The 22,681-nt window shown below is 60.3% G+C and carries 21 protein-coding genes and 1 riboswitch; of the genes, 9 read left to right on the forward strand and 12 right to left on the reverse strand.

Annotated elements, in window-relative coordinates:
* Nucleotides 1-68: 68 nt before the first annotated feature.
* The 5 genes from OK142_RS07835 to OK142_RS07855 all read right to left on the reverse strand — a co-directional run bounded on the left by OK142_RS07835 (nt 69) and on the right by OK142_RS07855 (nt 4,975).
* A complete protein-coding gene (locus tag OK142_RS07835; RefSeq protein ID WP_020813249.1) occupies nt 69-569 on the reverse strand; it encodes an RNA polymerase sigma factor in 501 nt (166 codons plus the stop codon).
* Between the two features lie 226 nt (nt 570-795).
* Nucleotides 796-1,548: an ABC transporter ATP-binding protein gene (locus OK142_RS07840; protein ID WP_080837625.1), complete on the reverse strand. Its 753-nt coding sequence runs from the start codon at nt 1,546-1,548 to the stop codon at nt 796-798.
* Nucleotides 1,542-2,609: a FecCD family ABC transporter permease gene (locus tag OK142_RS07845; protein ID WP_003500477.1), complete on the reverse strand. Its 1,068-nt coding sequence runs from the start codon at nt 2,607-2,609 to the stop codon at nt 1,542-1,544. Before OK142_RS07845 ends, OK142_RS07840 begins: the two co-directional genes overlap by 7 nt.
* The gene (locus OK142_RS07850) at nt 2,606-3,745 is read right to left on the reverse strand and encodes an ABC transporter substrate-binding protein (protein ID WP_498682005.1); all 1,140 of its coding nucleotides are present in this window, start codon (nt 3,743-3,745) and stop codon (nt 2,606-2,608) included. Before OK142_RS07850 ends, OK142_RS07845 begins: the two co-directional genes overlap by 4 nt.
* 96 nt (nt 3,746-3,841) lie before the next feature.
* A complete protein-coding gene (locus tag OK142_RS07855) occupies nt 3,842-4,975 on the reverse strand; it encodes an ABC transporter substrate-binding protein (RefSeq protein ID WP_498682007.1) in 1,134 nt (377 codons plus the stop codon).
* A 113-nt stretch (nt 4,976-5,088) separates the two neighbouring features.
* Here OK142_RS07855 and OK142_RS07860 point away from each other — a divergent pair, with 113 nt between their 5' ends.
* A complete protein-coding gene (locus tag OK142_RS07860) occupies nt 5,089-5,913 on the forward strand; it encodes a class I SAM-dependent methyltransferase (protein WP_498682008.1) in 825 nt (274 codons plus the stop codon).
* A gap of 198 nt (nt 5,914-6,111) precedes the next feature.
* Here OK142_RS07860 and OK142_RS07865 read toward each other — a convergent pair whose 3' ends face one another.
* The 5 genes from OK142_RS07865 to OK142_RS07885 all read right to left on the reverse strand — a co-directional run bounded on the left by OK142_RS07865 (nt 6,112) and on the right by OK142_RS07885 (nt 10,737).
* Nucleotides 6,112-6,579, reverse strand: a complete 468-nt coding sequence (locus OK142_RS07865) for a pseudoazurin (RefSeq protein WP_498682010.1) — start codon at nt 6,577-6,579, stop codon at nt 6,112-6,114.
* Complete coding sequence (locus tag OK142_RS07870) at nt 6,576-7,376, reverse strand: ABC transporter ATP-binding protein (RefSeq protein WP_498682012.1); 801 nt, start codon at nt 7,374-7,376, stop codon at nt 6,576-6,578. The genes OK142_RS07865 and OK142_RS07870 overlap by 4 nt, the downstream gene beginning before the upstream one ends.
* Nucleotides 7,373-8,401: a FecCD family ABC transporter permease gene (locus OK142_RS07875; RefSeq protein WP_498682013.1), complete on the reverse strand. Its 1,029-nt coding sequence runs from the start codon at nt 8,399-8,401 to the stop codon at nt 7,373-7,375. The genes OK142_RS07870 and OK142_RS07875 overlap by 4 nt, the downstream gene beginning before the upstream one ends.
* Nucleotides 8,398-9,420, reverse strand: coding sequence for an ABC transporter substrate-binding protein (locus OK142_RS07880; RefSeq protein ID WP_498682015.1), 1,023 nt, complete (start codon nt 9,418-9,420; stop codon nt 8,398-8,400). The genes OK142_RS07875 and OK142_RS07880 overlap by 4 nt, the downstream gene beginning before the upstream one ends.
* A gap of 164 nt (nt 9,421-9,584) precedes the next feature.
* Nucleotides 9,585-9,819: riboswitch (cobalamin riboswitch) on the reverse strand.
* Nucleotides 9,820-9,858: 39 nt separating this feature from the next.
* On the reverse strand, nt 9,859-10,737 hold the full coding sequence (locus OK142_RS07885) for a GNAT family N-acetyltransferase (RefSeq protein ID WP_498682016.1): 879 nt from the start codon (nt 10,735-10,737) through the stop codon (nt 9,859-9,861).
* Between the two features lie 229 nt (nt 10,738-10,966).
* Between OK142_RS07885 and argE the strand changes: the two genes are divergently transcribed.
* From argE to OK142_RS07915, 6 genes are all read left to right on the forward strand, one after another.
* A complete protein-coding gene (gene argE / locus OK142_RS07890; RefSeq protein WP_498682019.1) occupies nt 10,967-12,091 on the forward strand; it encodes an acetylornithine deacetylase in 1,125 nt (374 codons plus the stop codon).
* A gap of 24 nt (nt 12,092-12,115) precedes the next feature.
* Nucleotides 12,116-13,039 carry a 2-hydroxyacid dehydrogenase gene (locus OK142_RS07895; protein WP_498682020.1) on the forward strand — a complete coding sequence of 308 codons (924 nt, stop codon included), beginning with the start codon at nt 12,116-12,118 and terminating at the stop codon, nt 13,037-13,039.
* Nucleotides 13,040-13,065: 26 nt separating this feature from the next.
* Complete coding sequence (locus tag OK142_RS07900; RefSeq protein ID WP_035243536.1) at nt 13,066-13,422, forward strand: cupin domain-containing protein; 357 nt, start codon at nt 13,066-13,068, stop codon at nt 13,420-13,422.
* A 269-nt stretch (nt 13,423-13,691) separates the two neighbouring features.
* Nucleotides 13,692-15,155, forward strand: a complete 1,464-nt coding sequence (locus tag OK142_RS07905) for an aldehyde dehydrogenase family protein (RefSeq protein WP_498682022.1) — start codon at nt 13,692-13,694, stop codon at nt 15,153-15,155.
* A 13-nt stretch (nt 15,156-15,168) separates the two neighbouring features.
* Complete coding sequence (locus OK142_RS07910; protein ID WP_498682024.1) at nt 15,169-16,212, forward strand: tartrate dehydrogenase; 1,044 nt, start codon at nt 15,169-15,171, stop codon at nt 16,210-16,212.
* A gap of 15 nt (nt 16,213-16,227) precedes the next feature.
* The gene (locus OK142_RS07915; protein ID WP_498682551.1) at nt 16,228-17,685 is read left to right on the forward strand and encodes an NAD-dependent succinate-semialdehyde dehydrogenase; all 1,458 of its coding nucleotides are present in this window, start codon (nt 16,228-16,230) and stop codon (nt 17,683-17,685) included.
* A 262-nt stretch (nt 17,686-17,947) separates the two neighbouring features.
* Here OK142_RS07915 and OK142_RS07920 read toward each other — a convergent pair whose 3' ends face one another.
* Both OK142_RS07920 and OK142_RS07925 read right to left on the reverse strand, forming a co-directional pair.
* Complete coding sequence (locus OK142_RS07920; RefSeq protein ID WP_498682026.1) at nt 17,948-19,222, reverse strand: NAD(P)/FAD-dependent oxidoreductase; 1,275 nt, start codon at nt 19,220-19,222, stop codon at nt 17,948-17,950.
* A 15-nt stretch (nt 19,223-19,237) separates the two neighbouring features.
* Nucleotides 19,238-19,906 carry a haloacid dehalogenase type II gene (locus tag OK142_RS07925; RefSeq protein ID WP_082186062.1) on the reverse strand — a complete coding sequence of 223 codons (669 nt, stop codon included), beginning with the start codon at nt 19,904-19,906 and terminating at the stop codon, nt 19,238-19,240.
* A gap of 325 nt (nt 19,907-20,231) precedes the next feature.
* Between OK142_RS07925 and OK142_RS07930 the strand changes: the two genes are divergently transcribed.
* Both OK142_RS07930 and OK142_RS07935 read left to right on the forward strand, forming a co-directional pair.
* Complete coding sequence (locus OK142_RS07930; RefSeq protein WP_498682027.1) at nt 20,232-21,068, forward strand: GNAT family N-acetyltransferase; 837 nt, start codon at nt 20,232-20,234, stop codon at nt 21,066-21,068.
* Between the two features lie 14 nt (nt 21,069-21,082).
* Complete coding sequence (locus OK142_RS07935) at nt 21,083-22,456, forward strand: aspartate aminotransferase family protein (RefSeq protein WP_137038966.1); 1,374 nt, start codon at nt 21,083-21,085, stop codon at nt 22,454-22,456.
* Nucleotides 22,457-22,681: the final 225 nt, after the last annotated feature.

Below are 22,681 nucleotides of genomic sequence, written 5' to 3' on the forward strand. Positions count from 1 at the left end.
CTTCCGCGTTGTTATATAGACGTTTAACGGAAAGTTTTTTTTCACATAATGGGACAATCAGGGCAATTTCACTTCATTTCTCTGGTAATCGCGGCAATGCTACCCTTGATCAGGCGGTGAGCGCTGGCCACGGACACGCCAAGGTGACGAGCGATCTCCTCCATATTGTAACCACCGAATCTGTGCATTTCCAATGCCACGCGCGCCTGAACCGGCAGGGTCTCCAGAATTGTCTGCATCTGCCGAACTTCATCGCAGAACAGCGCATGCTCTTCCGGCGTTCCGTGGTCCTGCGGCACGCCCCAGAAGGGGGTGTCATCCGGTCGCTCCCGCAGGTCTTGCCGGTTGCGCCGGCGGTTGTCGAGCGCAAGATTGCGAACGATGCGAAAAAGATAGGATTTGAGGTTGGAGGGATTGCCGGAGGCTTCCGGAACGAATTTCAGGAATGCTTCCTGAACCACGTCCTCCGCATCCGCCCGCGACCCTAAAATCAGGGTGGCGTATTTGATCAGGTCGACCCTATGCGCGACGTAAGCGTTATAACGCTTGTCATCTTCCCGTATGCCCATGTCTCAACCGAGAGAAATCTGAAGGATCAACGACACTGCCGGCCCCAAAATGACAACGCAGTTTTCCGCCCAAACCTCTAGCATTCAAACTGCGGATCGAACAGATATTTCATGACTATAATTATCAAGAATTTGTGCGAGCTTAACTCGCGCCTCGGTCTGCGCAGGACGTGTCTGAGGCGTCGGCAATCGGACCCGGCAGCGGATGCGGCCGGGTCCTCATCCGTCAGATCGCCCCGTCGACGATGACCATCGGCCTGCCCTGCGAACAGGGCTCGATGCGCGCATCGATGCGATAGATATCGCGCAGCATCGCCGAGGTTATCACCGCCTCGGTGCTACCGCTCACCACCATTTCGCCGCGGGCGATTACCATTGTATTCTCGCAATAACGAAGTGCGTGATTGAGGTCGTGCAAGGCGATCAGCACGATCATGCCGGTCTTCTGGGCAAGCTCGGTGACGAAGCCCAGAACCTCGATCTGCCGGTGAAGATCGAGCGCGGAGGTCGGCTCGTCCATCAACAGCACTTCCGGCTTGCGCGCCAGCGCCTGCGCCAGCGACACGAGCTGGCGCTGGCCACCCGACAGTTCGCCCAGACCGCGAAAGGCGAGATCGTGGATTTTCAACGCCTTGAGAATGGCGTCGATCTCGAACAATTCATCGTCATGCACACGCCAGCCGCCGCCCTGCTTGGCGGAAAGCAGCACGGATTCGTAAACCGTCAGCACGGCATTGGCGCCGGTATCCTGCGGCATGTAGCAGATAGCACGCTTACCGCGCGCCGTATCGGAAAGTTCGACCAGTCCGGGACCCGAAATCAGGCTGGCGATGCGCTTGAAAAGCGTCGACTTGCCGGCTGCGTTCGGGCCGATGACCGCTGTGACGCTGCCGCTTTCCAGCGTATCGATGCCGACCTTGGAGAGAACGGTGGTGCGCCCATAGGCGGCGCCGACATCCTTCAGTGCGAGCGCTACCATGCGCGTCTCCTGTTGCCGAAAATAAGCGCGAAAAAGAACGGTACACCGACAAGCGCCGTAATGACCCCGATCGGCAGAATTGCGCCGGGAATGAGGATTTTGCTGATGACCGAGGTGGCCGACAGAAGCAGCGCGCCACAGATCACCGATCCGGGCAGGAAGAAGCGCTGATCCTCACCCACCACCATGCGGGCGATGTGCGGACCGACCAGCCCGACGAAACCGATGGTGCCGACAAAGGAGACCGGAATGGCCGCCAAAAGACTGACCGTCAGCATGGTCGTCAACCGCAGCCGCCGGACATTGATGCCCATGCTCGCCGCCTTATCATCGCCCAGCCGGAGTGCGGTCAGCGCCCAGGCATTGCGCATGAACATCGGCACGGTGATGACGAGAATGGCAGCGGTAATATAGACCTTTTCCCATGTCGCCTTCGTCAGGCTGCCCATGGTCCAGAACACGACGGCGGCGAGCGCCTGTTCGGAGGCCAGATACTCCAGCAGCGACAGGGCCGCATTAAAGGTGAATACCAGCGCGATGCCGAGGAGAACGATTGTCTCCACGGTCACACCGCGCATCGTCGAGGCGAAATGGATGAACAGGGCCGCGACCATGGCCATGATGAAGGCGTTGATCGGTACCATGTAATGCACAGCGCCTGGAAAGATCGCCACGCCACCGACGAGGGCAAGCGCCGCGCCGAAACTTGCCGCCGCCGAAATGCCAAGCGTGAAAGGGCTCGCAAGAGGGTTGGACAGGATGGTCTGCATCTGCGCACCCGCAACCGACAGAGACGCGCCGACGGTAACCGCCATCAGCGCGATCGGCATGCGGATATCCCAGATCACCACCCGCAGCTGGTTTGCGGCAGCAGCCGGATCGGCAATGGTCGCCAGAACTTCGGAGATCGTATAGCGCGCCGGGCCGAGCGCCATGTCGGCGGCCATGCTGAAACACAGGGCGATAAAAAGCCCGAACAGAATGACGATCCTTCGAGCGGCAAGGGCGCGATATTGATCGCGCCCGCTCACGCCAATGGCGTCTTCATTCAACGAAGTCATTCAGTCGTACCTTTTTCGAGGGAGGCGAAATAGCCCGGCTTATAGGTCACGGGGAGGAATTTCCGGTAAAATTCCTCAAAGTTCTTTTCCGGATCGAGATCGGCAAAGAGATCGGGATGGAACCACTTGGCGAATTGCTGGATCGGCAGGAACTCGTAAGGAGCGCCGTAGAACTGGTGCCAGACGGCATGGACATTGCCCTGCTTGACAGCCTTCAGTTCCGGAAACGGCGTACGCTTCATGAGGCCGGCCAGCCGTTCGCGCGAGAGCGCCATGTCTGCGCCAAGCCCAAGAGGAACGAACTGGTTGATGTCGGATTCCGCCGCCCAGTTCGAGCCGGTGACGATGATGTGGTCCGGATCGGCAACGACGAGCTGCTCTGGATTGAGATCGCCGAAGGTCGTCTTGATGATGCCATCAGCAATATTGTGGCCGCCAGCCAGATCAACCATCGCACCAAAATTGGCCGGTCCAAAGGTGCGGCAGCAATTGTTCTCGCCGGAAATGCCGGGCGAGCGCTCGATGAAGACGTTCGGACGCTTCAGGTCCTTGGCGCTGGCAATCCGGTCTGTCACGCGGGCGATTTCCGCGCGGCGATAGGCAATGAATTCCCTGGCGCGCTCTTCAGCACCAAACAGTTTTCCGAGAATTTCAATCGAAGCTTCGCTGTTCTTGTCGGGATCGATGCGGAAATCGAGATAGACGATCTTGATGCCGGCGGCAGCAGCCTTTTCTTCGAAGCCGCTTTCCTTGGCGGTTTTTTCTGTTTCCAGATTGAGGGTAATGACATCAGGCGAGAGGGTGATCGCCGTTTCCAGGCTGAAGTCGCCCTGCGGCAGATAACCGAAACGCGGCAGTTTTTCGATCTGCGGAAAACGTTTCACATAGGCCGTGTAGCTGTCGGGGTCTTTCTTCAGAAGATCATCACGCCAGCCGACGATGTTGTCGAAAGTCTGGTCGCCCTTGAGCGTCGCGATGACATGAATCTGGCGTGCCTCGCCGACGAGGACACGCTTGGCCGGCAGATCCAGCTCGACCTTGCGTCCGGTGACGTCGGTGATCTCCGCTGCCAAAGCGGGCATAGCGAGAAGAGAGAAAGCCAGCACCGCAAGATGCCTGAGAGCGTTGAGCCGCATGAGAAGTCCTCATTGAGTTCCAAAAGAAAATGATGAAGCCGCATGGCTGCGGCTTCATCCATGGATCAGACGGCGCTCCTCTTCACCGTCCCTGTCTTATTTCGCGTCTTTCAGCGAAACGAAGTAGCCGGGCTTGTAATCGAGCGGCAGGAAGCGGGCATGCAATTCCTTGAAAGTTGCCTCGGGATGGAGATCCTTAAACAGGTCCGGATGCAGCCACTTGGCAATTTCCTGAATGGCCACGAACTGGTAGGGATTGTTGTAGAACTGGTGCCAGATGGCATGGACATTGCCGTCCTTCACCGCCTGCACGCCGGTAAAGGCCGGGCGCTTGGTCAGGTTTTCCAGCTTCCGGTGTGCTTCCTTCACATCCGCGCCATAACCGACGCCGACCCAGTTGCCGCCCGGAACATAACCGTTCCAGTTACCGCCGGTGATGATGATCTGCTCCGGATTGGACGCGATGATCTGTTCCGGATTGACGGTGCCGAAGGTGCCGGGAATGATGCCCTTGGCCATGTTGATGCCGCCGGCAAGTTCCACCATCTTGCCGAAATTCTCGTTGCCGAAGGACATGCAGCAATCGTCGGAGTAACCGCCGGCGCGCTCGATAAACACGACGGGCTTCTTCGGATTGGCCTTTTCAAGCGTATCGGTGACCCTGGCGATGGAATCGGCGCGGAACTTGATGAAGTCCTCCGCAACCTTTTCCTTGCCGGTCAGCTTGCCCATCAGGCGCATGCTCGGCTCGGTATTTTCCATCGGCTTTTCACGGAAATCGACGTAGACCAAGGGAATGCCGACCTTGGCGAGCTTTTCAATGTATCCCGCCTCTTCCGTCGCCGTCTTGGCGTCGATGTTCATCAGGATCACGTCCGGCTTCAGCGAAACCGCCTGTTCGATGTCGAAAGTGCCATCCTTCATGCCGCCGAAGGTCGGGAGCTTGGCGATATCAGGATATTTGGAGATATAGGCGTCATAGGTTTCCGGATCGGCTTTCGCCAGATCGTCCCGCCAGCCGACCACGTGCTGGAAAGGGTTGTCCTTGTCGAGCGCCGCCAGGAAATAGATCTGCCGACCTTCGCCGAGGATAATATGCGAAACAGGGACGTTGACTTCGACATCCCGGCCCGTCACATCCTTGACGGTGACCTTTTCGGCAAATGCCGGCCAGGCGGCGGAGACGAGAAGGCCAAGGGCAAGTGCCGCAGATTTGGCTGAGATGCGCATCGGATATTGCTCTCCAGTGTTGACTGGCGCGGCTGTATTATTTTCTGACTATACTAGTCAAGTTTTATGTTTTAGAGCCGTTCTCAACTGACCGGCGCATGAGTTGAAGTCTAATGATCGACACTATCCAGTATGGCAAAAACGACAGCCTGAGAGACGAAATCAAGGCTTATTGGTCCGGCCGCGCCGCAACCTTCGACCTTTCGCCAGGGCATGAAATTTTCTCGGAAGAGGAGCGCGCCGCCTGGCATGCGCTGGTTTTGAAGCATCTGGGACAGGGTGAAGGCCGCAAGGCACTCGATCTCGCCAGCGGAACCGGCGTCATCTCGCATCTGATGGACGATCTCGGTTTTCAGGTCACCGGTATGGACTGGTCAGAAACCATGCTGGCGCTTGCCAGGGAAAAAGCGAAAAGCCGTGGACGCAACATTCGCTTTTTCGTCGGAGATGCCGAAAACACGATGGAGCCGGACGAAAGCGCCGACGTCATCATCACGCGCCATCTGGTGTGGACGCTGGTGGATCCGCAGGCGAGTTTTGCCGAATGGTTCCGCGTATTGAAACCGGGTGGACGGCTTCTGATCGTCGACGGTGATTTCGTCAATACCGGCTGGCGCGAAAAACTGGTCAAGAAACTGGCTGCCGGTCTGGAAAATATCGGCCTTGTGAAACCCGACCAGCCGCACAGGCCGGCGGATCCGGAAAATACATTCAACAGCATTCTGTCGCGGGTCTATTTTTCAAAGGGCGCAAGAGCCGGCGATGTCGCAGCACTTCTGCGCAAAACGGGGTTCGAGCCCGTCGCAATCGATCAGCAGCTTCAGGCGATTCATCGCGCCCAGGCGAAGAATTTCAGCCTCTTGAAGGGCATTTTGCGCGGCCTGCAGCACCGTTATGCGGTCTGTGCGGTTAAGCCGGATATTTCCGAAAAGATCTGAGGAACGCCGCAGCCACCTTCACTATCCGCGTGCACGACGTCATCCTCGGGCCTGTCCCGAGGATCCAGCCACCTATCGCAAAATCAATGCGTTGCAGATGCTCGGGACAGGCCCGAGCATGACGGAGGAGAGGTTTTCGGACTTTGCCTGCACCCTCCCGGACGATCCAAACCGCCACTCAAGACTTCCGCCCCCGCCTCATTTTTCCGCCCGTTCGAAGAATTCCTCGAAGCGGGGCTTCGCGCGACCGGGCACATCCACCGTCTTGTAGCTGTGCGGCAAGGCTGCCTGGCCCACCTTGATCAACATGACCATGCCCATGCCATAATGCGGTGAGCATTTGATGCCATAAAAACCCGGCTGCTCGAAACCGGTCTCGAATTCTTCATTGATCCGGCTTTTGAACCCCTCGAAGCCTTCAGGAACCATGCCCTCGATGGTCGCGGCATTGTGGCTCTTGTGGGTCGGCACGAAGCGAACGCGATCACCGGGAGCGATTTCGAGGAAATCGGGTTCGAACACCATCGGGCCTTTTTCGCCCCGGTTCAGCATCTTCACCTCGAAAGTTTCGGCTGTGGCGGGAAGGGGAAAAACTGCGTTTGCCGCCAAGGCAATGCCAGCTAAAGCGCAAAGCCATTTCGCGTCAGGAGCAATCAGTTTCATCATCGTGCCAGTACTTTCCTTGCATGATCGGCCGCCCCGTGGGCGGGCAGAAAACGAATGTGGGAAAAGCCGCCCTCATCGGTGGTGACAACGGATTGCACCCCGAAAACGGAAGCGATCGTCGCCGAAGTCAGAACATCCTGCGGCGGACCGACCGCGATCAATTCGCCCCGGTGCAAGATGGCGACGCGGTCGCAGAACATGGCCGCGTGATTGAGATCGTGCAGCGCCGCGACGACGGTAAGGCCCTGCCGGCGCACCAGATCGAGCAGGCCGATCTGGTGGCCGATGTCGAGATGGTTGGTCGGCTCGTCCAGAAGCAGGATATGTGGCTCCTGCGCCAGCGCGCGGGCGATGTGCAGCCTCTGGCGTTCGCCGCCGGAAAGGTGATGCCAGTTGCGATCCGCCTTGTCCGCCATGTCGACATTTTCAAGCGCCGCATCGACGATGGCATCATCCTTTGACGACCATGCGGAAAGCGGGCCGAGATACGGTGTGCGTCCAAGTTCGACAGCCTGTCGCGCGCTGATACGTTCGGTGGTTTCGGCCTGCTGTTCCACAAAGGCGAGCCTGCGGGCAAGCTCGCGCCGTCCGAATGAGGCAAGCGGCTCCTCGCCAAGCGTGACGTGACCTCTGCGCGGTTTGCGGATGCCGGCCAGCATGGAAAGAAGCGTGCTTTTACCTGAACCGTTCGGCCCGATAATGCCGAGGAACTCGCCGGAACCGACATCCAGTGAAACGCCGCGGACGATTTCAATGTTGCCGGCATGGAAATGCAGATCGTGGGCGGACAATCTCATGACCGACCCCTTTTCTGCCCGAGGATGAAGGCAAAGGCGGGCGCACCGACGAGCGCGGTGATGACCCCGATCGGCAGGACCTGGCCGGGAATGACGATGCGGGAGAGAATATCGGCGACGATCATGAAAATCGCGCCGGTCAGCGCCGTCACCGGCAGCAACAGCCCATGGCGAACGCCGACGAAGATACGCGCCGCATGCGGAATGACGAGGCCGACGAAGCCGATGGAGCCGACCAGCGACACCATGACCGCCGTCATGATCGCCGAAACCGAGATCAGCACCGCATAGACCCAGCGCACGGGGATGCCGAGCGAGGCTGCGGCCTGGCCGCCGAAGGCAAAAGCATCCAGCGCGCGGGCATACCAGAGGCATACCGCAAGACCGGCGAGGCAGACCGGCAAGGCCAGCCACACATCCGGCCAGCGCACGCCCGAAAGATTGCCCAGAAGCCAGAACATGATGCCGCGCGCCTGTTCGGCATTGGCGGATTTTGTGACAATGAACGAGGTCATGGCGTTGAACAGCTGCGAACCGGCGACACCCGCCAGAATGATCGCGCTGTTGCCGTGACCGGCCCTGACCGCCAAAAGGCTGACCAGCGAAAAAGCAACAAAAGCCCCGATCAGGGCGCCCGCCGGCATCGTCAGGAACCCGGCGCCGAAGCCCAGAAGCGCCACGGCGACTGCCCCCGTGGAAGCGCCTGCGGAAATGCCGAGAATATAGGGATCGGCGAGCGGATTGCGCAAAAGCGATTGCAGCACCGCACCGGCCAGCGCCAGCGAAGCACCGCAACAGGCGGCGACGACGGCGCGGCTGAGGCGGTAACTCCAGACGATGCCCTCATCCAGCGGCTCCAGCGGATAACCCGCGTGGAAGACACGGTTGGCGATGGTTTTCGCCACCACATCGAACGGAATGGCGGTTTCGCCGATGGCCGCACCGGCCATCAGCGCAACAAGCAGCAGGGCGAGTGCGGCAAAAGCCAGACCCACCCTGCCGAGATGGACGGAAAAACCGTTCACTTGGCTAGGCCGGCGGCGGAAATCGCCTCGGCCAGCGTTTCGATGCCCTCAATCGTGCGGATGGTCGGGTTCATCGCCTGTGCGTCCATGTCAAAGACGTGTTTGTCCTTGACGGCCGGCATGATGCTGGCAACCGGATCGGTCGCAAGGAACTTGCGCTTGACGGCAACATCATCGGCAGGGAAACGGCGGCGATCCATCTGGCCGGCGACGATCACGGTCGGATTGGCCTTGGCGATGGTTTCCCAGCCAACGGTTGGCCATTCCTCATCGCTTTCGATGACATTTTTCAGCCCGAGCGCGGACATGATGTAACCCGGCGCACCCTTGCGGCCGGCCACATAGGGATCGATATCGAGCTCGGCGCTGGAGAACCAGAAGACGGCGGAAAGCTTGCCATTCGCCGATGCAATCTTGGTGCGGGCTGCCTCTTCGCGCTTCTTCAGGTCGGCAACAACTTCCTCGCCGCGATCCTGCACGTTGAAGATCTTGGCGAGGTCGCGGATTTCCTGATAGATGAGGTCCATGGTGAAGACGGTGTTGCGCACGCCATCGCCGCCGCCGGAATTGTCCTTGCCCATGCAATCGGCGGGCGAGGTATAGACGGGGATACCTAGCTCGGCGAATTGCGCCGATGTTCCGACAACACCCTCCGGACCGATCTGCCACTGGAACTGCGTCGTCACAAGGTCCGGCTTCTTGCCGACCACGGCCTCAAAACTCGGATCATTGTCAGCCAGCCGCTCAACCCTTGCATTGGCCTCCTCGTAACCCTTCAGAACCGGGCCGATCCACAGCGCCGTGCCAACCACCCTGTCGGCAACACCGAGCAGATAAAGAACCTCTGTCGTGCTCTGGCCAACGGAGACAGTGCGCGAAGGCGCCTGCCTGAAGGTGATATCCTCGCCGCAGCTGTTGATCGTCAGCGGATAGACGGTCTCAGTGGCATGGGCAGTGCCGGCCGCAAATGCGACAGCCATAAGAGCGGCAGTAACCGGCAGGTGTTTGAAATGAAACATATGTTCTCCAGTCTAAATTGGGTGGCGTGATCCGAAGCGGCGCGTATCAAAACGCGTGGCGACAAACGGATGGCGTGTGGAGATGGAGAACGGGGCACGGAATACGTTTCCGCAGACGGAAAGGTCATAATCAGCTCCTCTTCCGGGCATCCCCGCCCGTAACGATGGTCCATATTATGACGGCAGGTCTCCTGGCTCGCGAATATGCACCGTTCATCTGCCTTCCCGTATCCCGGAGGATACAGTGGCATGACGCTTTCAGGCGTCACGGGGATGAACGGCAATCCGCTTACAGTTGCGGGGGCAGCCACGGCATTGGGCGAAAAACATCACCCGCACCATGTTCCCTATTAATCCCTTTGCCCTTCGGCTTCAGGAACCGTCGGCTTCTGACATACGGGCCAAGCGGCGGGGCGTCAATTGCGATAGTGCCGCAGCTCAGCACAAAGACGGACCTGCCAGCGCGAAAATTTTCGCCGCACCCCAGCCGACCGGTTGAGGCCCATCTTTCGACATGGTGGTCAGCGTCTCGATCGCCACCAACCCGGATTGCACCAGAAAATCGGTGAAAAGCCCGCTGTCGCACACGGCATCGAGGCGCACCAGCTGATCGTCCAGATCGGCAAAATGCCGCTGGACCAGCGCGATCGCATCGGTTTCCTCGCGCGCAACGACCGGGCCGACGATGTGGCCTCGCCCCGCCACTCGGCGCAATGCAAAAGCGATGAGGTGATCCGCCTCGAACAATCCGTAACCCGTATTCTCCTTCAGAAGCCGCTGGAGGACGCCACGGCGCGAGACGCCGAAGGCTAGCCGGTCGATCGCCACCACGTCCGCCAGATGATCTTCCGACAGCGGCTCGATCCTTCTTTTCTTACCAGGTGTGGGCATTTCGACAGGGCACAGCGGCTTTCCCCGAAGGAGATGCACTTTTTCCGTATCTCCCACAAAGCCGAGCCCGGAAAACAGCCGCCGCGACACGTCCGTCGCGTTCAGCCGCAGGGAGACGGTGGGGAATTTCGCGATCAACTGCCGCACCAGCCATGGTGCGACGCCCTGCCCTTGCAGGCGTGGGGAAACGATGACCATGCCGAGTGTTGCAAAACCCTCGTCATACGGAAAGAGCATCGCGGTTGCGACAACGCGGTCAATCTCGTCCAGCGCGGCAAGTCCAACGCCGCACTGGCGCAGGAAACACCATTCATTTGCGTGATAACGCCACCCGACAGCCATGGAAAGCGCATGCAGATGATCGGCATCCACTTCGGCGATATCCACCGTCCGCAACTCGAAACTATCGACTTTGAGCAGGTCCATACCAAACGGCCCTCATCCCTTCTGCGCGGAACCGTCATTCGGTCCAGGCAGCCCAGCCACGACACCCGAAGATAACCAGCCTCACCAGCACGAATTTCCTGAAAGCACTGGAAGGACACAACAATCTACCGAAATCATCCGCATTTCGGCAGATAAACGCCGCAGACCATTCTAAGCTTTTGCGATCACAATCCGGTCAAGCGTAAGCGGCCGGCCAGCGGAGACGGCCATGAACGCAATCGAAATCCTTGAGCGTCTTGTCGGTTTTCCGTCGGTGGTTGGCACCGCCAATGGCGACATTGCCGGATGGATTGCCGATTATCTGGAGAGCCACGGCGCGAAAGTATCACTACTATCAGGGCCCGAAGGCGACCGCGCCAATCTGTTTGCCACCTTCGGCCCTGCCGACGCCGCCGGCTATATTTTGTCCGGCCACATGGATGTGGTTCCCGCCGGAGAGCCGGAATGGTCTTCCGATCCCTTCACGCTCAGAACCGAGGGAGACCGTCTTTACGGACGCGGAACCACCGACATGAAGGGATTCCTGGCCGCGGTTCTCGCCGCAGCTCCGGCTTTTTCACGCATGGCGCTGAAGCGGCCCATACACATTGCCTTTTCCTATGACGAGGAGGCGGGCTGCCGTGGCGTTCCCCACCTCATTGCCCGATTGCCGGAGCTGTGCGCCAGACCGGCGGGGGCGATCATCGGCGAGCCAAGCCATATGCGGGCCGTGCGCGCTCACAAGGGCAAGGCCGCAGCACGCATCACCATCCGTGGCCGCTCCGGCCATTCGTCGCGTCCCGATCAGGGCCTGAACGCCATCCACCTGATGACGAGCATTATGGCGAAGGCCGTCGAGACGGCGGATGCGCTGACGCGCGGACCGTTCGAAGCAACCTTTGAGCCACCCTATTCCTCGCTTCAGATCGGCACGGTCAAAGGCGGTCAGGCGATCAACATCATCCCCGATTTCTCAGCCATCGAGCTGGAGGCACGGGCCATTTCAGGCGTCTCGCCACTTGCCCTGCTGCAGCCGGTGCGGGAGAGCGTGGAGGCATTTGCCGCAAAGGGCATCGATATCGACTGGACGCCGATGAGCGATTATCCGGCGCTTTCATTGGCGGCCGATACTCCGCTCGTCCTGCTTCTGGAGGAACTGACCGGCACCGCCTGTCTCGCCGCCGTCAGCTACGGCACGGAGGCGGGGCTGTTCCAGGCGGCGGGCATCGACGCCATCATCTGCGGGCCGGGCGATATCGGCCGCGCCCACAAACCGGACGAGTTCATAACGACAAGCGAACTTTCCGCCTGCCAGTCGATACTGGAAACGCTTGGCCGCCGCTGCACGGCTTAAACCTTCGGGAAGCATGGATTTCAGATGACATTTCTCTTCAATTCCGACGCAAAGCGCGGCGAGATATTCCGGCAGGCTCTGGCCGCAGAGCTGCCTGATCTACCGTTTTCGATGGATGCGTCCAGTGTCGATCCGGATGCCGTCCGTTACCTCATCACCTGGACGGTGCCGCAGGATATCGCCCGGTATCGCAATCTCGAAGTGCTGTTTTCGATCGGCGCGGGCGTCGACCAGTTTCACATCGAGACCATCCCCGAAACGGTGAAAGTCGTGCGCATGGTGGATGAGGGCATCATCCGCATGATGCAGGAATATATCTGCCTCGGCGTGCTTGCCCTTCACCGCAACCTGCCGGTCTATCTGAACCAGCAGCGCGAGCAATTGTGGAAGGCCCTGCCGCAGCGGCAGGCGGAAGAGTGCCGGGTGGGCGTTCTTGGTCTCGGCATGCTGGGCGTTGCGGCGCTGGAGCGGCTGAAACCTTTCGGTTTCCCGCTTTCCGGCTGGAGCCGCTCACCGCGCGACATCGATGGCGTGACCTGCCTTCATGGCGCTGAGGGGCTGGCCACCATCCTCTCCACCAGCGATATTCTCGTCTGCCTGCTGCCGCTGACCGACGAGACGACAGGGCTTCTGAATGCCGAGCATCTGGCCATGCTGCCCGAAGGGGCTGGCCTGGTTCATGCCGGGCGCGGCAAACAGCTTGACCACGAGGCTCTCATCGACACGCTGGATAGCGGCTGGCTTTCAGGCGTCGTCATCGATGTCACCGATCCGGAGCCCCTGCCGGAAGACCATCGCTTCTGGTCGCACCCGAAAATTCTCCTGACGCCGCATATCGCCAGCGTCACCCAGCCGCATTCCGCCGCCCGCACCGTTGTCGAGAACATCAAACGATACCAGTCCGGTCTCGAACCGCTCGGCCTCGTCGACCGCAATCGCGGATATTGATCATCCCGTTCCAGGAAAGGACACCCATGCCACTTCTCAAGACCATCGACACCCATCCCGCTTTCGAGCCGAAGACCTCCAAGGTCCTGCCTGAACGCCTTGTCTCCGGCGATCCGACAACCAGGGTTTGGGCGCTGGACGAAGCCCGCGACGGCACCGTGCGCACCGGCATCTTTGAAGCAACCCCCGGTGAAAACCGCTCGATCAAGGGCGAGACCTTCGAGTTTTGCCACATCGTTGAAGGCGTTATCGAAATCACGCCGGACGGTGGCGAACCGCAGCGTTACACCGCAGGCGACAGCTTCGTGATGAAGCCCGGCTTCGTCGGCGTCTGGAAGACCATCGAAACCGTGCGCAAGATTTACGTTACGGTCACCGGGTGATTTGTTAAGCGGAATTTTCGGCATTGCGGGCTGGCGTGCAGGAAGCCGCCAGCCCGCAACAGGATGTCAGACCGATGCCGGTATGGGTATCATGCCTGATCGTCTTTTGGCCCGGCTGCCGCAATTCTCAATGAGGGACTTATGCGCGCCGAAGATTGCGCCGTGTGCCGCCTGCAAAACAGGATTTTCGTTCACCACCCACACCGCAGTTGGTGGATGCTGCTTGCCATCAGGGGGTAGCGTAAAGGCATATCCACAGAGGATTCCCCATGACGCTCAGCTTCGATCCAGACAGCCTGTCCCTGCCGATCGGCCATTTCATCGGCGACCGGCTGATCCCGGCTAAAAATGGCATCGACATGCACCGCCCCTCGGACGGCATCGAATATGCCGGCTGCCCGAAGGCCGATGCGGCGCTGGTCGATGAGGCGGTGCAGACCGCCAAGGCCGCGCTGAAGAGCAACAACTGGGGCGGCGTGCGGCCGCGTGAGCGCACCAAGGTCTTGCAGCGCTGGGCCGACCTGATTGAAGCGGAAGCCGAGACGCTGGCGAAAATCGAGGCGTTGTCCTCGACACGGCCGGTGGGCCAGCTTATTGCGGGCGATATCGCCGTTACCGCCGAACAGATCCGCTTCTTCGCCGAATTCGCGGACAAGGAAGGCGGCGATCTCGTGCCGACCGACGATGCGAGCCTCGGCATGATCATGACCGAACCCTATGGCGTCGTCGGCGCCATCACGCCGTGGAATTTCCCCGTCTCCATGGCCGGCTGGAAGCTCGGCCCGGCCTTGGCGGCGGGAAATGCCGTGGTGCTGAAACCATCGGAAATGACACCTTTCTCCAGTATTTTCATGGCGCAGCTGGCGATCAAGGCCGGACTGCCCGCCGGTCTCATCAACATCGTGCTCGGCGATGGGCCCGTGACTGGTAATGCCATCACCGGGCACCCTGATATCTCCAAGGTCAGCTTTACCGGCTCCACCGCAGCGGGCGCCGCCATCATGGCCAATATCGCCCGCACCGGCATCAAGCCCATGACGCTGGAACTGGGCGGCAAAAGCCCGCAGCTGGTCTTTGCAGATGCCGATATCGAAAAAGCTGCAGCCGCCATCGCCGGCAATATTCTCTCCAATGCCGGGCAGGCCTGCGTGGCCGGCTCGCGCATCATCGTTGAGGAAAGTGCGGCCGACGCCCTTTCCGCCGCGATCATTGCCCGCATGAAGACGGTGAAGCCCGGCCCGACCTGGGACGAGACCACGCAATATTCGCCGATCATCTCCGAAGTGCAGCGCAGGCGCATCGACGGCATCGTTCAGGCGGCAGTCGCCCATGGCGGCGAATGCCTGACGGGCGGCGCAAACATGGACGGCCCCGGCTATTTCTACCAGCCGACGCTGATCGCCAATGTCGACCAGACCTCACCCGCCGTTACCGAGGAAATCTTCGGGCCGGTGCTGACATTGCAGACCTTCCGCACGGAAGAAGAGGCGCTGGCGCTTGCCGATCATCCGACCTACGGTCTGGCAGCGGGTCTTTTCAGCCGCGATATCTCGCGCGTCATGCGCCTGTCGCGCGCCATTCAGGCGGGAACGATCTGGGTCAATCGTTATGGCCGCTCACGCGACCATATTTTGCCGACCGGTGGTTACAAACGCTCAGGCATCGGCAAAGATCTCGGACGGGAGGCCTATCTCGCCAACCGCAAGAGCAAAAGCGTCCTTATCGGACTGTAACAGGGGAAATGTCTTGAAAACGCATCGCATCGCACTCATTCCCGGAGACGGCATCGGCAAAAGCGTGACTGATGCCGCCTGGCAGGTTCTCAACGCCGCCGCTAAAGGCTCCGATTTTGCGCTCGAAGGCACCGAATTCCCCTGGTCCTGCGCCTTCTACAAGGAAACCGGCGCGATGATGCCGCAGGACGGTATCGAGACCCTGCGCGGCTTCGACGCCATTCTGCTCGGTGCAGTCGGCTGGCCGGCGGAGGTGCCGGATTCCGTATCGCTGCACGGCCTGCTGCTGCCGATCCGCAAGGCTTTCGTGCAATATGCCAATATCCGCCCTCATCGGCTTCTGCCCGGCGTGCAGGGCCCGCTGAAAGCGGATGGGTTCGACATTCTCTGCATCCGGGAAAATACCGAGGGTGAATATTCCGGTGCAGGCGGGCGCGTGCATCAGGGCACTGACGACGAGGTTGCCGTCGAAACCTCGATCTTCACGCGTAAGGGCGTGGAGCGCATCCTGCGCTTCGGTTTCGAACAGGCGCAGAAGCGTCGCGGCAAGCTCGCCTCCGTCACCAAGTCCAATGCCCAGAAATATTCGATGGTGTTCTGGGACGAGATGACCCACAGGCTCGCTGCGGAATATCCAGACGTCGAGGTATCGAGCTATCATATCGACGCCATGGCGGCCCGCATGGTGATGGCGCCGGAAAGCCTTGATGTGGTGGTCGCCTCCAACCTCTTCGGCGATATTCTGACCGATCTCGGCGCAGCCATCCAGGGCGGCCTCGGTTTTGCGGCCTCCGCCAATATCAATCCCGACCGCAGCGCGCCGTCGATGTTCGAGCCGGTGCACGGTTCCGCCCCGGATATCGCCCATCTCGGCATCGCCAACCCCATCGCGGCCATCTGGTCCGGCGCCATGATGCTCGAGCATCTGGGCCAAACGGACGCGGCCGTCAGGATCATGGCGGCGTTGGAAACGGCGACCGGCCGGGGTATCGGCACGGTGCCGGGCAAGGACAAGACGGATGCCATAACGGCCGCAATTCTCGCGGCGCTCGACTGATTTCGGAGAGAGATGATGCAGGGCTTGAAGGACAAGGAACTCTTTCGCCAGACGGGTTTGATCGGCGGCGCATGGAAAACGGCCGCATCGGGCAAAGTGGTCGACGTGATCGATCCTGCGACACAGGCGGTGATCGGCACCGTGCCGGATATGGGCGGCGCGGAGACCCACGCGGCGATCGAAGCCGCCAACGCCGCTTTCGGCCCGTGGAAAAAGAAAACCCACGCGGAGCGCGCAGCGCTTCTAGAAAAATGGTTTGCGCTGATGATCGAGCATGTCGACGATCTTGGCCTGATCCTGACTACGGAACAGGGCAAGCCGCTCGACGAGGCGAAGGGTGAAATCCGCTATGGTGCCTCCTTCGTGAAATGGTTCGCGGAAGAGGCGCGGCGCATCAGCGGCGGCACCATTCCCTCACCCACACCGGATCGCCGTATCGTCGTGCTGAAGGAACCTGTCGGCGTCTGCGGCATCATCACGCCGTGGAATTTTCCGAACGCCATGATCACCCGCAAGGTGGCACCCGCCCTCGCCGCCGGCTGTACCGTCGTCATCAAGCCTTCGGAATTCACGCCCTATTCAGCCTTGGCGCTCGGCGTTCTCGCCGAACGGGCCGGTATCCCCTCAGGCGTCATCAACATCGTCACCGGCATGCCGACGGAGATCGGCAATGAGATCATGGCGAACGAGACGGTGCGGAAAATTTCCTTCACCGGCTCCACCCGCGTCGGCTCGCTTTTGATGCGTGGTGCTGCCGACAGCGTCAAGCGGCTGTCGCTGGAGCTTGGCGGCAATGCGCCCTTCATCGTGTTCGACGATGCCGATCTCGATCTTGCCATCGAAGGCGCGCTCGTTTCGAAATTCCGCAATGGCGGCCAGACCTGCGTCTGCGCCAACCGCATTCTCGTTCAGGCGAGCGTCTATGACACCTTCGCCAAAAAACTGGCGGATCGCGTCGATGCCATGCGGGTCGGACCCGGAACCGAGGCAGGCGTTTCCATCGGCCCGATGATCAACGAACCGGCCATCGCCAAGATCCGCGCCCATATCGATGACGCCGTTTCCAAGGGTGCAAAGATCATCACCAAACCACATGATCTGCCGGAAGGTCCTCAATATACCGCCCCCGTGGTGCTGACTGGCGCCACGACCGGGATGCGGCTGGCAAGCGAAGAGACCTTCGGACCTGTCGCCCCGCTCTTCCGTTTCGAGACGGAAGAAGAAGCCATCGCCATCGCCAACGGCACGCCCTTCGGCCTCGCCGCTTATTTCTATACCGAAAGCCTGAAACGCGCTTGGCGTGTGGGCGAGGCGCTGGAATTCGGCATGGTCGGCCTCAACACCGGGGCGATCTCCACCGAAGTCGCGCCCTTCGGCGGCGTCAAGCAATCCGGCCTCGGCCGCGAGGGCTCGCAGATCGGCATCGAGGAGTATCTGGAAATAAAGACATTTCACATCGGCGGACTTGCCTGAGGACTGTTTCTTTCTCCCCGCCTAAAGGGCCGCGATGCGGCCCTTCTTTTTGTGTGGGTGCAGCAAAAAACGGCCGAACCGCTGCTGTTAGACTGATGAAACGCCCACAAACCTCTCCTCCGTCATGCTCGGGCCTGTCCCGAGCATCTGCTACCGATTGATTTTACGATAGGTGGACAGATCCTCGGGACAAGCCCGAGGATGACATCGAGTGTGGAGGACGGTTTGTAAAAAAACTGAGCGACAGGAAAGCGACCGCGCTCTACTGAATCTTATCCAGCATCTTGTAATAGAGGCCCACGATTGGCAGGAACCAGGGCTTGCCAAAATGACCCGGCACCGCCGGCCATTCCAGTCCCTTCAGGGGATTGTTATCTGGCCGTCCGAGAATGGCGTCGGCCATGATCATGCCGAGATGGGTGGAAAGCTGCGCACCGTGGCCGGAATAGCCCATGGCGTACCAGACGCCGTCATGGAAACCGGCACGCGGATAACGGTCCTTGGTCATGTCCACCAGACCGCCCCAGCAATAATCGATCGGCACATGCGAGAGCTGCGGGAAAATGCGATGCAGGCTTTCCGTCAGGATAGCACCGCTTTTGGCGTCCGAACGCTGGTCCGACGTGGCGGAAAAGCGCGCACGGCCGCCGAAGATCAGCCGGTTATCCGGCGCGAGCCGGAAATAATTGCCGATATTCATGGAGTTGACATAGGTGCGGTTGCCCGGAACCGAAGCCCTGACCTCGGCATCCGTCAGCGGTCGCGTCGCGATGATGAAACTACCGACAGCGATGATGCGGCGACGGAAATAACCGAAGCCGGACGGCGTGTAAGCGCCGGTCGCCACCAGAACATTATCTGCCGTCACCTTGCCCCGCGGCGTTTCCAGCGCGTGGGTCCTGCCGTTCTGGATATGCTTCGTCACCGCCGCATTTTCGAAGATCACCGCACCATGTCGGCTCGCAGCCTCGGCGAGGCCCGCCACATAGCGGCCCATATGCATCATGGCGCTCTTCTTCGACAGCATGGCGCCATAAAAGGGCGAGCCAATCTCAGCCTTGAGGTCGGCGACGGACAGCAGCGCTGTGTCGGGATCGACCTCGGCATGCAGCGCCTCGAAGTTCTTCGCCAGCCCTTCGAAATGCTGCGGCTTGGAGGCGAGCTTCAGCTTGCCCGAGCGGCGGAAATTGCAGTCTATGCCTTCTTCAGCGATCAGGGCTTCCAGCGTATCTATGGAAGCATCGAGCGCCCTGTAGAGGGCGATTGCGCGTTCTTTGCCAAGCTCCGCCTTGGCGGAGAGATAGGAATGAGCAAGACCATTGTTGAGATGCCCGCCATTGCGGCCCGAGGCACCCCAGCCGACGCGCTCGCCCTCCAGAACGACAACGCGCGCGCCCGCCTTGGCAAGCTGGCGCGCAGCACCGAGACCCGTGAAACCTCCACCGATGACGGCGACGTCATAATGACCTTCGACGGGACCTTGCGCCGCCCCCGCAAACAGGGGCGCCGTGTCGTGCCAATAGGAAACGAACTTCATGGTCCCGACCTTTCCTTACAATCCAACCACGCCGGCGAGGCCGGAAATATCGGCAATCTCCACATAACCGTAATAGGGGTTGGCAGGCTCGTGGCCTCTGTTAACCCAGACCTTGTTCTTGATGCCGAGATCATGGGCCGACATCAGGTCGTAACGGAACGACGACGAGACGTGCAGCATGTCTTCCGGGCCGCAGCCGAGCATGTCGAACATATATTCGAAAGCCTTGAAGCGCGGCTTGTAGGCCTGCGCCTGCTCGGCGGTATAGACCGCGTGGAACGGCGCGCCGAGCTTTTCGACATTCGACATGATCTGTGAGTTCATGGCGTTGGACAGGATGACGAGCGGAATTTCCTTCGCGACCTTGGCAAGACCGGCCGGAACATCCGCATGCGGACCCCAGGTCGGAACGCGCTCGTAAACGAAGGTGGCGTCCTCATCCTTGAAGGCCACGCCATTGCGCTTGCAGCTGCGCGACAGCGAATTGTGAACCACCTGGGCATAGGGCTGCCATGCGCCCATGATCTCATCCAGACGGTAGGCCGCGAAATTCTTGATGAACTGCTGCATCTGCGCTTCGTCGAGACGATCACCGTAGAGATCGCGGGCAGCCTCGGCCATCTGGAAATTGATGAGCGTACCGTAGCAGTCGAAGGAAATGTATTTCGGGCGGAAGATGGTCATGTCGTCGTCATCCTTGCTTGGAGATCGGCCGTGCCGGAATGAATTGATCATAGAAAGCCTTTGCCCGGTCGGCGCACCGCAATTGCCATCAGCGAAAGCAGATTGTTGCGTATGCACCCGCCTGTTTGGCAGAGAGTTGCGTTCGCGCGCTAGGCCCTCCCCCTTCAGCCCCCGTCTTGCCTCGTGATGCGAATAACAGGCGGCATAAGATGCGGCGGCGGGTGAAAGCAACAGTGAAACATGTCGAACCTTGCCATTCGTCGGGACAATGTTCTTTTACCCCCAGTCTATCAATAAACGAGAAGAATAAAACGGGAGTTGGGCCATGCAAGCCAGCCTGATCGATATCCAGAATTTTGAGCCTCAACACCTCGATGCCGCCGTCGAGCTTTCCAGACAGGCCGGCTGGCCGCACCGCAGGCAAGACTGGGCGCTCGTTCTTTCCTTAAGCAAAGGCTTCGTCGCGCTCGAAAACGGGCGTGTCGTCGGAACCGCGATGGCGACGCTTCTCGGAGACACCTGCGCGACCGTCAATATGGTGATCGTGGACGAAACCATGCGCGGCCGGGGTCTTGGACGCCAGCTGATGCAGGCGGCAATCGATGCCGCAGGAAATCGCGAATGCCGTCTGGTCGCCACGACCGACGGCCTGCCGCTCTACGAGAAAATGGGCTTCGCCGCCTGCGGCGAGGTGCTGCAGCATCAGGGCATTCCAGCCGCGACCGACAAGCCAGCCGGTGTGGCGTGGGTGGAAACCGTCGCCCCGGCAGAGCTTGCGGCGCTCGATGCACAGGCTTTCGGTTCGGACCGCACGGCGCTTTTTGCAGAACTTGCAGACAGGGCGCGTTTCGCGGTCGTGCAGGAGCAGGGCGTCATCAAAGGCTTTGCAGGTCTGCGCGACTTCGGCCGCGGCGAGGTCATCGGCCCGGTCGTGGCGGAAAATGCCGAAATCGCGCGAGATCTGATCACCTTCGTATTTTCCGAGCGCCCCGGCGCATTCCTGCGCGTGGACACCACCGCCGATACGGGCCTTGGCCCCTGGCTTGCCGAACACGGGCTTGGCCATGTCGGCGGCGGCATCGCCATGCGCCGGCCGAAGGCCGAAATCTCAGCCGACAAAAAACTGAAAACATTCGCACTGACCAGCCAGGCGCTGGGCTGAATCCGGAGAGACCCATGTTAAGCAATTCACTGATCGAACTGGACCGCGCCCATCTGGTCCACCCCGTCTCTTCGTTCCGCGGCCATGAAAAGCTGGGCGTGCGGGTGCTGAAGTCGGCAAAGGGCGCCACCATCACCGATATGACCGGCCACCAGCTGATCGACGGTTTTGCCGGCCTCTGGTGCGTCAATGCCGGTTATGGTCATGACAGCATCGTCGAGGCGGCTGCAAAGCAGATGCGCGAATTGCCCTATGCCACCGCCTATTTCGACATTGGCAGCGAACCGGCCATTCGGCTGGCCTCCGAACTTGCCGACCGTGCGCCCGGCGATCTCAACCACGTCTACTTCACGCTTGGTGGATCCGACGCGGTGGACAGCACCATCCGCTTCATCCGCTATTACTGGCACGCAAAGGGTGAGCCGCAGCGCGATCAGTTCATCTCCATCGAACAAGGGTACCACGGCTCCACCACAGCCGGCTCCGGCCTGACCGCCCTGCCCGCCTTCCATGCCGGGTTCGGCGTGCCTTACGACTGGCAGCACAAAATCCCGTCGCATTATGCCTATCGCAATCCGGTCGGCAACGATCCCGCCGCCATCATCGCCTCTTCGCTGCAAATCCTGAAAGACAAGATCGAGGCTATCGGGCCGGAGCGGGTCGCCGCCTTTTATGCCGAGCCCATTCAGGGTTCGGGCGGCGTTCTCGTACCGCCGACTGGCTGGATCAAGGCCATCCGCGACCTTTGCAGTTCTTACGGCATTCTCTTCGTCGCCGACGAAGTGATTACCGGCTTCGGCCGCACGGGACCGTTGTTTGCCTGTGCCGACGAGGATATCGTGCCGGACTTCATCACCGCCGCCAAGGGCCTCACCTCCGGGTATGTGCCGATGGGCGCCGTCTTCATGGCCGATCATGTTTATGATACAATAGCCGACTTTGCGGGCGATGCGGCTGTCGGGCATGGTTACACCTATTCCGCCCATCCCGTCAGCGCCGCGGTTGGCCTCGAAGTGCTGAAACTCTACGAAGGCGGGCTGCTGGAAAATGGCCGTCGCGCCGGTGCGCGGCTGATGGCCGGGCTGGAAGGATTGAGAAGCCACCCGCTGGTCGGCGATGTTCGCGGCCGCGGCATGCTCGCTGCCATCGAGCTTGTGACCGACAAGGAAAAGAAGACCCCGCTGCCGGCTGCGGCAGTTCCGGCGCGCAAGGTGTTCGATCGCGCCTGGGAGAACGGTCTGATCGTGCGCGCCTTCGCCAACGGCACCCTCGGTTATGCGCCGCCGCTCTGCTGCACCGATGACGAGATCGACGCCATTATCGAACGAACGCTGAAAACCCTCGACCAGACACTCGAGGACCCGGCTGTGCGGGCCGCCATGGCCTGAGGCCACACGCGAATTGCGTTGCGACACCGTCTCGAAATGTCGCAACGCCATACATATTCGCAATATTCTGCCGAAGAGCCGATCCTTTTCGGCGAATCCGGCGTGCTGGAAGTGCCAAACTACCCTTGGAAAAAGCACCAAACGCCATGAAAACAGGCGTAATCAAGAAAGGGAACGGGGCAAGGATCCCGTCCGGGAACAGAATAAAATGCCGTAGCCTTCCCA

The sequence above is a fragment of the Agrobacterium sp. BT-220-3 genome (assembly GCF_025910175.1).
In the GTDB taxonomy this organism is placed as follows: Bacteria; Pseudomonadota; Alphaproteobacteria; order Rhizobiales; family Rhizobiaceae; genus Agrobacterium; species Agrobacterium oryzihabitans.

Excerpts from the sequence above, each read along its gene's own strand:
- OK142_RS07920 (WP_498682026.1), bottom strand. The coding sequence starts at position 19,222 with ATGAAGTTCGTTTCCTATTGGCACGACACGGCGCCCCTGTTTGCGGGG.
- OK142_RS07885 (WP_498682016.1), bottom strand. The coding sequence starts at position 10,737 with ATGGACCTGCTCAAAGTCGATAGTTTCGAGTTGCGGACGGTGGATATC.
- OK142_RS07925 (WP_082186062.1), bottom strand. The coding sequence starts at position 19,906 with ATGACCATCTTCCGCCCGAAATACATTTCCTTCGACTGCTACGGTACG.
- OK142_RS07865 (WP_498682010.1), bottom strand. The coding sequence starts at position 6,579 with ATGATGAAACTGATTGCTCCTGACGCGAAATGGCTTTGCGCTTTAGCT.
- argE (WP_498682019.1), top strand. The coding sequence starts at position 10,967 with ATGAACGCAATCGAAATCCTTGAGCGTCTTGTCGGTTTTCCGTCGGTG.
- OK142_RS07915 (WP_498682551.1), top strand. The coding sequence starts at position 16,228 with ATGCAGGGCTTGAAGGACAAGGAACTCTTTCGCCAGACGGGTTTGATC.
- OK142_RS07895 (WP_498682020.1), top strand. The coding sequence starts at position 12,116 with ATGACATTTCTCTTCAATTCCGACGCAAAGCGCGGCGAGATATTCCGG.
- OK142_RS07855 (WP_498682007.1), bottom strand. The coding sequence starts at position 4,975 with ATGCGCATCTCAGCCAAATCTGCGGCACTTGCCCTTGGCCTTCTCGTC.
- OK142_RS07900 (WP_035243536.1), top strand. The coding sequence starts at position 13,066 with ATGCCACTTCTCAAGACCATCGACACCCATCCCGCTTTCGAGCCGAAG.
- OK142_RS07860 (WP_498682008.1), top strand. The coding sequence starts at position 5,089 with ATGATCGACACTATCCAGTATGGCAAAAACGACAGCCTGAGAGACGAA.
- OK142_RS07840 (WP_080837625.1), bottom strand. The coding sequence starts at position 1,548 with ATGGTAGCGCTCGCACTGAAGGATGTCGGCGCCGCCTATGGGCGCACC.
- OK142_RS07935 (WP_137038966.1), top strand. The coding sequence starts at position 21,083 with ATGTTAAGCAATTCACTGATCGAACTGGACCGCGCCCATCTGGTCCAC.
- OK142_RS07905 (WP_498682022.1), top strand. The coding sequence starts at position 13,692 with ATGACGCTCAGCTTCGATCCAGACAGCCTGTCCCTGCCGATCGGCCAT.
- OK142_RS07835 (WP_020813249.1), bottom strand. The coding sequence starts at position 569 with ATGGGCATACGGGAAGATGACAAGCGTTATAACGCTTACGTCGCGCAT.
- OK142_RS07880 (WP_498682015.1), bottom strand. The coding sequence starts at position 9,420 with ATGTTTCATTTCAAACACCTGCCGGTTACTGCCGCTCTTATGGCTGTC.
- OK142_RS07845 (WP_003500477.1), bottom strand. The coding sequence starts at position 2,609 with ATGACTTCGTTGAATGAAGACGCCATTGGCGTGAGCGGGCGCGATCAA.
- OK142_RS07850 (WP_498682005.1), bottom strand. The coding sequence starts at position 3,745 with ATGCGGCTCAACGCTCTCAGGCATCTTGCGGTGCTGGCTTTCTCTCTT.
- OK142_RS07930 (WP_498682027.1), top strand. The coding sequence starts at position 20,232 with ATGCAAGCCAGCCTGATCGATATCCAGAATTTTGAGCCTCAACACCTC.
- OK142_RS07870 (WP_498682012.1), bottom strand. The coding sequence starts at position 7,376 with ATGAGATTGTCCGCCCACGATCTGCATTTCCATGCCGGCAACATTGAA.